The organism is Limosilactobacillus sp. (assembly GCF_051873075.1).
Lineage (GTDB): Bacteria > Bacillota > Bacilli > Lactobacillales > Lactobacillaceae > Limosilactobacillus.
Window position 1 is genome coordinate 24,869 of sequence record NZ_JBJEEM010000059.1, and the last position, 8,985, is coordinate 33,853.

The 8,985-nt window shown below is 50.1% G+C and carries 8 protein-coding genes; 7 read left to right on the forward strand and 1 reads right to left on the reverse strand.

The features are described from left to right. Positions 1-95: 95 nt before the first annotated feature. Entirely contained in the window at positions 96-2,312 is a 2,217-nt protein-coding gene (locus tag ACI31J_RS06600; RefSeq protein WP_439773636.1) for an AAA family ATPase, read from the reverse strand. 253 nt (positions 2,313-2,565) lie between these two features. Here ACI31J_RS06600 and ACI31J_RS06605 point away from each other — a divergent pair, with 253 nt between their 5' ends. From ACI31J_RS06605 to ACI31J_RS06635, 7 genes are all read left to right on the forward strand, one after another. Next, on the forward strand, positions 2,566-2,748 hold the full coding sequence (locus tag ACI31J_RS06605) for a hypothetical protein (protein WP_439773637.1): 183 nt from the start codon (positions 2,566-2,568) through the stop codon (positions 2,746-2,748). Between the two features lie 139 nt (positions 2,749-2,887). Continuing rightward, positions 2,888-3,154, forward strand: a complete 267-nt coding sequence (locus tag ACI31J_RS06610; RefSeq protein WP_289577332.1) for a phosphocarrier protein HPr — start codon at positions 2,888-2,890, stop codon at positions 3,152-3,154. Next, positions 3,154-4,884 carry a phosphoenolpyruvate--protein phosphotransferase gene (ptsP, locus tag ACI31J_RS06615; protein WP_439773638.1) on the forward strand — a complete coding sequence of 577 codons (1,731 nt, stop codon included), beginning with the start codon at positions 3,154-3,156 and terminating at the stop codon, positions 4,882-4,884. Before ACI31J_RS06610 ends, ptsP begins: the two co-directional genes overlap by 1 nt. A gap of 167 nt (positions 4,885-5,051) precedes the next feature. After that, entirely contained in the window at positions 5,052-6,248 is a 1,197-nt protein-coding gene (locus ACI31J_RS06620; RefSeq protein WP_439773639.1) for a glycosyltransferase family 4 protein, read from the forward strand. Between the two features lie 13 nt (positions 6,249-6,261). Then, positions 6,262-7,284, forward strand: a complete 1,023-nt coding sequence (locus tag ACI31J_RS06625) for a glycosyltransferase family 4 protein (RefSeq protein ID WP_439773640.1) — start codon at positions 6,262-6,264, stop codon at positions 7,282-7,284. Between the two features lie 4 nt (positions 7,285-7,288). Next, positions 7,289-8,305, forward strand: coding sequence for a lysylphosphatidylglycerol synthase transmembrane domain-containing protein (locus tag ACI31J_RS06630; RefSeq protein WP_439773641.1), 1,017 nt, complete (start codon positions 7,289-7,291; stop codon positions 8,303-8,305). A gap of 121 nt (positions 8,306-8,426) precedes the next feature. Next, positions 8,427-8,675 (forward strand): DUF1797 family protein, encoded by a 249-nt coding sequence (locus ACI31J_RS06635; protein WP_439773642.1) that lies wholly within the window; start codon positions 8,427-8,429, stop codon positions 8,673-8,675. Positions 8,676-8,985 lie beyond the last annotated feature (310 nt).

Below are 8,985 nucleotides of genomic sequence, written 5' to 3' on the forward strand. Positions count from 1 at the left end.
CATAATAAAAGAACCGTGCAGAAGCTCACTGAAGAAATTCTGCACGGTTCTTCTTTTATTCACGGGACTCCTCTAACGCCCCAGCAAGTTAATGATTAGTCTTCCTGCGTATTAACGTTAGTGGTAGCAGGAGCCGTAGCTGCGGTCACGGTGATGTTGCCATCATTATCGAGCTTAGCGGCCAATTGCTTGACATCATTGTGGTCAAGCACGTAGTCGGCAATCCGGTCTTCGATCTGTTCTTGGATGACCCGACGCAGCGGACGAGCACCCATCTTCGGATCGAAGCCGAGGTCCACCAGCTTAGCCTCGACGTCTTCTGGCACGTCAATGTGGAGACCACGGTCGCTGAGCATCGTGTTGACGTCCGTAATCATCAAGCTGACGATCTTCATCAGGTTGTCCTTGGTGAGGGCGTTGAACTGAACGATGTCATCGAACCGGTTGAGGAACTCCGGCTTGAAGTAGTTAGTCAGCTTGTCGATGATAGAGTGGGTATTGCCACTGGCCTCAGCGCCGAAACCAACACTGGCAACGGCATCACCGGTCCCGGCATTAGACGTCATGATGATGATCGTGTCCTTGAAGGAAACGGTCCGGCCTTGTGAATCGGTCAGCCGTCCGTCATCGAGGATTTGCAGGAACATGTGCATAACGTCTGGGTGGGCCTTTTCAACCTCATCGAGCAGGATCAAGCTGTATGGGTGCCGGCGAACCTGTTCGGTCAACTGGCCGGCTTCCTCGTAGCCAACGTAACCAGGGGCAGCCCCGATCAGCTTAGAGGTAGACGTCTTGTCCATGTATTCGGACATATCGAACCGGATCATAGCGTCCTTGGAACCGAAGAGTTGCTTGGCAAGCTGTTTAGCGGTTTCGGTCTTACCGACCCCGGTTGGGCCAACGAAGAGGAAGGAACCAATTGGCCGGCCAGACTTGTTCAAACCAATCCGGTTCCGGCGAATGGCCCGGGCAATCTTATCAACGGCCTCGTTTTGGCCAATGACGTGTTCCTCAAGCTTCTTATCGAGGTCCCGTAGCTGGTTTTCTTCTTGCTTCTGCAGGTCACCGACCGGAATATTGGTCTTTTCTTCAACGATCTTTTGCATGTCGGTTACGGTAACCGTTGCGGAGTCTTCGGTGTGGTTCTCTTCGGCAGCTTTCTTGGCCTTTTCCAGCTTAGTGACCTGGTCACGGTAGAAGGCGGCCTTCTCGTAATCCTGATTGTCAACGGCTTGCTGCTTGTGAGCCTCGGCCGTGTGGATCTCGTTTTCAATCGTGTTTGGATCAGCGGTTTTCAGGGTAAGGTTCTTCCGGGAACCCGCTTCGTCAAGCAGGTCGATGGCCTTGTCTGGCAGGAATCGATCCTGGATGTAGCGATCGGAGAGCTTGGCAGCGGCGACAATGGCATCGTCCGTGTACTTAACGTGGTGGTAGTCCTGGTAACGACCTTTGATACCGTTGAGGATCTTGATGGTCTCTTCAACAGATGGCTCATCCACCTCAACTTGTTGGAACCGCCGGGCGAGAGCAGCATCCTTTTCGATCTTCCGGTATTCGTTGAGGGTTGTGGCCCCGACGAGTTGGAAGTCACCCCGGGCAAGGGCTGGCTTCAAGACGTTTCCGGCATCCATGCCGCCCTCGGCGTTCCCGGCACCCATGATCTCGTGGATTTCGTCAATGAAGAGGATGATATTCTTGTTCTTTTGAACCTCTTGCATCAGTTGTTGCATCCGCTTTTCAAACTGACCACGGATCCCAGTTCCTTGAACCAGGGAAACGACGTCAAGCCGGATGATTTCCTTGTTAGCCAGCTTTTCTGGCACCTCACCGGAAACGATCGCTTGGGCAAGCCCCTCGACAACGGCCGTCTTACCGACCCCGGCTTCACCGATCAGGACCGGGTTGTTCTTGGTCCGCCGGTTGAGGATCTCGATGACCCGGTTGATCTCATTGTCCCGACCAATTACCGGGTCGATCTTACCTTGCCGGGCCATGTCGGTGAGGTTGATCCCGTATTGACCGAGCACCCCCTTGCCGCCGCGTCGGCCGCCTTGGCGTTGACCCTGGGCGCCGGCCGCTTGACCATTACCTGCGGCCTGGCTTTGCATGTTGTTCATTGCGTTCATGAAGTCTTCGAGGCTTCCAAAATTGAAGTTGTTATTCATTCCGTTCCCCCCGTTCATCATATTTGTTTGAAGGTTTTGTAGTTTTTGATAACAATCTTGGCAGAGGTCGATTTGAACCCGCTGACCGTTGAAATTCATTTGCAAGTGAATCGTCGCGGGATTTTGATGACAATTTTGACAGAGCATCTAATAAAATACCTCCTTAAAAAGTATGGGCAAAAGGTCAAAATATGTTTGACCTTTCTTGACCATTGATTACATTATACTTACTTTTTGTCGTAAAGCAAGCCAGAAGTACTAACTTCAAAAAATCGTAAGGACTTGCCGGCGTAAGCAACTGTCCAATGCCTAGTTAGATTTTAGCACTCTTTGCATTAGAATGCTAAAATAGGTGATGCTTATTTGATATGTGTTAAAATCTTTGAGGGGGTAATAATTAATGGAAAACTTTGAACAGCAACTCGACGACCTGCGTGCCGGTAAAATTGACCACTTTGAGATCACCCCGGAGAATTTTCAGGAGTTTCAACGGGTCTTTCACGCTTATCCGTACCGAACCCAGATCGAAGGGAAGGCCAACATTGGTGGAAAGATTACCTATCATTTGCGGCAGCGTGAATGAATTCGTTAAAAGACCAAGTTAAATTTTTCGTGATCTTGTATTTAACGCTTACAATTGCTAAAATATACGTATCGAGGTGTATCAGAGGTATATGGCCGCTGATAATTAAGTAAATCTGCTCGAAGGAGACTGATTAAGTATGGAAAAACGTGACTTTACAATTACTGCTGAGACTGGTATTCACGCCCGTCCGGCAACTATTTTGGTACAAACTGCATCCAAGTACAACTCAGATGTAACCCTGTCCTACGAGGGCAAGAGCGTTAACCTGAAGTCCATCATGGGTGTGATGTCTCTTGGTGTTGGCCAAAACGCTGACGTTACCATCACTGCTAACGGTGACGACGAAAAGGAAGCCTTGGACGCCGTTGCTGAAACGATGAAGAAGGAAGGATTGACTGACTAATGTCTTTACTACTAGATGGGTTGGCGGCGAGTAGTGGCGTTGCTATTGCTCCGGCTTACCTATTAGTAGGGCCAGATCTATCCATTACGAAACAGCATATTGCTGATAAGAATCATGAAGTCGCCCGGCTTCGTGATTCTTTTGCTTTAACCACCAAAGAATTAAAGGCCATCCGACAGCGGGCCCACCAGGACCTTGGCCACCAGGCGGCCGCAGTGGTGGATGCCCAGCTGGCAATGGTGGATGATCCCGTCCTCCTAACAACAATTGAACGTTTAATTGAACAACATTCCTATACGGCAGAGTGGGGCGTCAAACTGGCAACTGACCATTACCTAGCACTGATGGAACAAAAGGATAGCGACTATCTGAGTTCCCGAGCCCTGGCCGCTCAAGACGTCTACAAGCGGGTGATCAGTCACCTGCTCGGCGTCGAATTGCCCAATCCTGCCGCCCTGGATCACCGGGCGATTCTGGTGGCGCCAAACATTACGCCGACTGACATGGCCCAGTTTGACCGGCGCTATGTGGCGGGACTGGTAACCGATTATGGGGGTCGGACTTCGCATTTTTCCATTATGTCTAAGACCCTATCCCTGCCCGTGGTTGTCGGGACCAATACGGCGACCAAGAAGATTAAGAACGGCGACCTGCTGGTTATCGATGGGATCCATGGCAAGGTGATTGTTAATCCGACCGAACCGCAGTTGGAACACTACCGTCTGCTGGCCGGTGAGTTTGCCAGGGAGCAGCAAGCTTGGGGTGCCCTTCGTGACCAGCACACGGCCAGTCAAGACGGTCGTAAGTACGAGGTGGCCGCTAATGTCGGGGCGCTGAGTGACATTACCGTTGCGCGGGATCATGGTGCCGAGGGGATTGGTCTTTTGCGGACCGAATTCTTGTACATGAATCAGCCGGAGTTGCCGAGTGAGGAAGAACAGTTCAATACCTACCGTCAATTTGTCAGCGGCATGGACCAGCAACGGGTGGTGGCCCGGACCCTGGACATTGGCGGGGACAAACGCCTGGGGATGCTCAAACTGCCACGGGAGGAGAATCCTTACCTCGGCTTTCGGGCGATCCGGATTGGGCTGGCGGAACCGACTGTTCTGCGTCCTCAGCTTCGGGCCTTGTTGCGGGCGTCGGTCTACGGGCGGCTAGCAATTATGTTCCCGATGATTGCGACCCCCGAGGAGTTTACCCAGGCACGAGAGATGCTGGATGACGAGAAGCGGAAGCTGAGCCGGGCAGGCGTAGCGGTGGCCGATAATATCGAGGTCGGCATGATGCTGGAAGTTCCGTCGGCGGCGGTGATGGCTGATGTCTTCGCCCCTGATGTTGACTTCTTCAGCATTGGGAGCAATGATCTGATCCAATACCTGTTTGCGGCTGATCGGGGGAATTCCCGGGTTTCCTACCTGTACCAGGAACTCCATCCGGCGGTTCTCCGTTTGGTGAAACGGGTGATCGACGCGGCCCATGCTGAAGGTAAATGGGTTGGCATGTGCGGGGAGATGGCCGCCAACCCACTGGCAACCCCGTTGTTGACGGCAATGGGGCTGGACGAGTTTTCGATGAACAGCAGCCAGATCCTGCCGATCCGCTCTTTGATCAGCCACTTGAATAATCGCCAGCTTCAACCCCTTGTTCACCGCGCCTTGGCCGCGCGCAGTGCCGATGAGGTAGAGATGCTAGTAAAAGAATATGTGCCAATGCTGCGCAAAGATTAAGGATTAACAGAGGGAGAGAAGGTCTGCTTTCTCCCCCTCTGTTTTTGTTTTGTTAGGAGCTTGTCAGTAGGACTAATTAATCTTAGAATGGAATGAAATGTCATTCTGACAAATATTCGAGTATAATAAAATATTATGGTTAAATAAGATTAAAAGGAGCTACTAGATTGAATATCGGTCTCTTTACAGATACATATTTTCCGCAGGTCAGTGGTGTCGCGACCTCTATTAAGACCCTCCGCGATGAACTGATTGCCCAGGGACACCATGTCTACATCTTCACGACTACCGACCCCCAGGCAAAGCATGACGATGTTGAAGAGGGCATCTATCGCTTTCCCAGCATCCCCTTTGTCTCGTTCAAGGAACGGCGGATTGCTGTCCGGGGTGCTTTCCGTGCGGTGCGGCTGGCCAAGAAGTTTCAGCTCGACATCGTCCATAACCAGACGGAATTTGCCTTGGGGATGATGGGGAAGTTAGTGGCCCACGAATTAAAGATTCCGTGCCTGCACACTTACCATACGATGTACCAGGACTATCTGCACTACATTGCCAATGGCCACATCGTCAAGCCGCGCAATGTAGCCACCTTTGTCCACCTCTACATGAAGAGCATCGACGGGGTAATCGCGCCCAGTGACCGGGTGCTCGATACCATGCGGAGTTATCACGTGACTGCGCCGATTCGGGTGATCCCGACCGGCATTAACCTGCGGGTATACCGCCAACGGGATTCAGCCGCGCAGGTCCGTGAACTTCGCCAACATTATGGCTATTCTGATGATACCCCAGTCATGCTTTCCTTGAGTCGGTTGGCTTACGAGAAGAACATCAATGCCTTGATTTCGGCAATGCCCGACATTCTTGCCAAGCGGCCCACAGTACAGTTGCTCATTGTGGGAGCGGGGCCGGCTCGGCAGTCCCTGGAGCGCCAGGTTCGCCAGCTCGGCCTGACTGACCATATTCAATTTGCCGGTGAAGTGGATAATAGTGACGTTCACCATTACTATCAGATGGCCAATGTCTTTGTATCAGCATCCGATTCAGAATCCCAGGGGCTGACCTATGATGAGGCGTTGGCATCCGACTTGCCGATTGTGGTGATGCGGAGTGAGTACACCGATGAACTGATTGACGATCCGTCAATTGGGATGAGCTTCCAACAGCAGAGTGACTTGGTGCGCGGGGCATTGTACTACCTTGACCACCCGAATGACCAGGAATCTCATGCCCGTCGCCAGGCCAAATTGCATTCGATTTCGTCGGAGGTTTTTGCCCAACAGGTGGTGCAATTCTACATCGACTGTCAGCAGAGACTAGCTGCAAAACAGGTGTCCAAGCCACGACACCGTTTGTTTCACTGATTAAGGAGTCATTATGCTTAAGATTACAATGTTTTCATCAGCAGATAAGGTCGCTGGTCAAGGGGTCGGCAGCGCGTACCTCGAGTTGGTTCACTTGTTGGAAGCCAATTTCCAGGATGAATTTGATATTGCGATCAACAAGTATCGGCCATCAACGATCAGCCACTACCACACGATTGACCTGCCGTTTTACTTTTCAACTTTTTCTGCTAAACGGGGCAAAAAGATCGGCTATGTCCATTTTCTGCCGGAGACGCTGGAGGGAAGCTTAAAAATTCCACAGCCATTTCGGGGGATCTTCTATCGGTATGTCATCGCCTTTTATAAGCGGATGGATCACTTGGTGGTCGTCAACCCGTCGTTTATCGATAAGCTAGTGGCTTATGGGATCCCCAAGGAGAAGATCAGCTACATTCCGAACTTCGTTGATAGTGATCGTTTCCACCCGGTGACGTTGGATAAAAAGCGGGCGCTCCGTGACAAGTATCACTTGCCCCAGGATCGCTTTATCGTTTTTGGTAGTGGTCAGGTTCAGGAGCGTAAGGGGGTGCCGGACTTTATCCAGCTGGCCCGGCAAAATGAAGACGTTCAGTTTGTCTGGGCAGGCGGCTTTTCCTTTGGCCGGCTGACAGATGGCTACCGGGAGCTCAAACAAGTGGTGGACAATCCCCCAGAGAACCTGCGTTTCACGGGGATCGTTTCACGGGACGAAATTGCCGAACTAAACAATGCAGCTGATCTCTTTTTACTGCCGTCATATAATGAGCTGTTCCCTATGTCGGTTTTGGAAGCCTTTAGTTGTGGTAATGCGGTTATGCTACGGGACCTGGATCTCTATCATTCGATTATTGATGGTGACTATGAGCCAGCGGAGAACCTTGATGAGATGCAACTAAAATTGACCTTGCTGCGCAATGATCCAGCACGGTTGGCCCATTGGCAACATCAGGCCCGCCTGGCTGCCCAGCGTTACTCTAAGGAGCATTTAGCACAGGTTTGGCATGATTTTTACTGTCAGCAGGCACAGGAGGAATAGGCTCGTGAATAGACGAAATTGGTTAGTTCTCATCCTGATGATGTTGATCGGGGTGGGCATAATTGGTTATTCTCTGCGGACGGTCAATCTCCACCTGCTGGTTCGTGAGGTTAATACCTTGAACTGGGGATGGATGCTGGTGGCCCTGTTTTGTATTTGCCTTTATCTAGGCCTGGAGGGGGTCGTGGTGAAGATCTTCATGAAGGATCGGCACCGTGACTTCACCTGGAAGGATGCCCTGCGTCTGCCCCCAATTGAGCAGCTTTTTAATGGGATCACTCCATTCTCAACAGGTGGCCAGCCGGCTCAGCTGGTGGCGATGCTTCAGTCTGGAGTCGATGGCGGTCGAGCCAGTTCGGTTCTGCTGATGAAGTTCGTAGTGTTTCAGGCGATGATCGTTATTAACTTCATCATCAGTCTTATAATTGGCTTTCACTACATCGAGGAGAAATTGCACGCACTGGCGATCCTGGTGGTGCTAGGTTTTTTGATCCACTTGTCCGTGATCGTCGGCCTGCTGATGGTGATGTACTGGTATAACTTTACGAAGAAGGCGATGAACCTCTTGATCCGGCCAGTTGCGATCTTTGTTAAGGCCGAACGCTATGAGCGGATGAAGGTCCGCTTGAACGAAATGGTCGATTCCTTCTACCAGGAGAGCCTGAAGATGAAGAGTGAATATCGGATGATGGGCCGGGTCTGTGTGGTTACCTTGCTCCAACTCTTTTTCTACTACATGATTCCATATTTCATTATGCTGGCGCTGGGGATTCACCACATTAGCTTTGTTATGGTAGTGAGTCTGCACGTCTTGATTTTCATGATCATCTCACTTTTCCCGATTCCTGGTGGCGCTGGGGGAGCCGAGTATAGCTTTTCGGTTCTCTTTGCCAGTTTTATTCATTCCAATACCAAACTAGTCTTGGCGATGATCCTGTGGCGTTTGATCACCTACTACTTCGGGATGATTGCGGGGATGTTCGCGCTGATGATCAAGCCGGATAGGGTAGCAACGGAATAATTATAATAGTCGAAGCACTTGTGTTAGGGATGCTTCGACTTTTTTAGACGGTAAATTGGTTGAAGCACTTTATTGGGATATAGTAGGGTAGATATATTAGTAATTTAAGGAGAGAGATGTAATGGCTGCTTCACAGTTAGTACAGATCGTTCGACGATTAGATGCTATGCGCAATGACCATACGGGTAATCGTCAGCGGCGGATATTTGAACAGTTTGGAATTCCGGTGTGTGAGGTGACTTATATTCGTGACCGGGATGAGTTTGTCTATGTTCGCTTCCGGCCGTATGAACGTTTCCGTTTTGATGACCTTGACCTGGTAGCAATCGAAGTATTCAATTGCCTGTACGACTTTCAGAACACTTTCTGATTTTTTAGAAAAAAGGTATTGACGAATGGTGGTGAGGTTGGTATATTAATACATGCTGTTACGGAGCAGCGGTTATTGATAATCATCTTTGATCACTTCTTCAAAATAGCTATTGACAATGATTTGATGATTTGTTAATATAATAAAGTTGTCTCGTGAGTTATGTGAGACTGCTTCAAATAATTTCTTAATTAAAAAAGTTCTTGACTTTGAAATTGAGAAATGTTAAACTTAAGTAGTTGTGTTAAGCAACTTGGTAGACCTTTGAAAACTGAACAAAGTTTTGACGAACTAAATGTGTAGGGTCTTC

Coding starts and splice junctions, on each gene's coding strand:
- ptsP (WP_439773638.1), top strand. CDS start 3,154: ATGTCTTTACTACTAGATGGGTTGGCGGCGAGTAGTGGCGTTGCTATT.
- ACI31J_RS06625 (WP_439773640.1), top strand. CDS start 6,262: ATGCTTAAGATTACAATGTTTTCATCAGCAGATAAGGTCGCTGGTCAA.
- ACI31J_RS06600 (WP_439773636.1), bottom strand. CDS start 2,312: ATGCTCTGTCAAAATTGTCATCAAAATCCCGCGACGATTCACTTGCAA.
- ACI31J_RS06610 (WP_289577332.1), top strand. CDS start 2,888: ATGGAAAAACGTGACTTTACAATTACTGCTGAGACTGGTATTCACGCC.
- ACI31J_RS06635 (WP_439773642.1), top strand. CDS start 8,427: ATGGCTGCTTCACAGTTAGTACAGATCGTTCGACGATTAGATGCTATG.
- ACI31J_RS06605 (WP_439773637.1), top strand. CDS start 2,566: ATGGAAAACTTTGAACAGCAACTCGACGACCTGCGTGCCGGTAAAATT.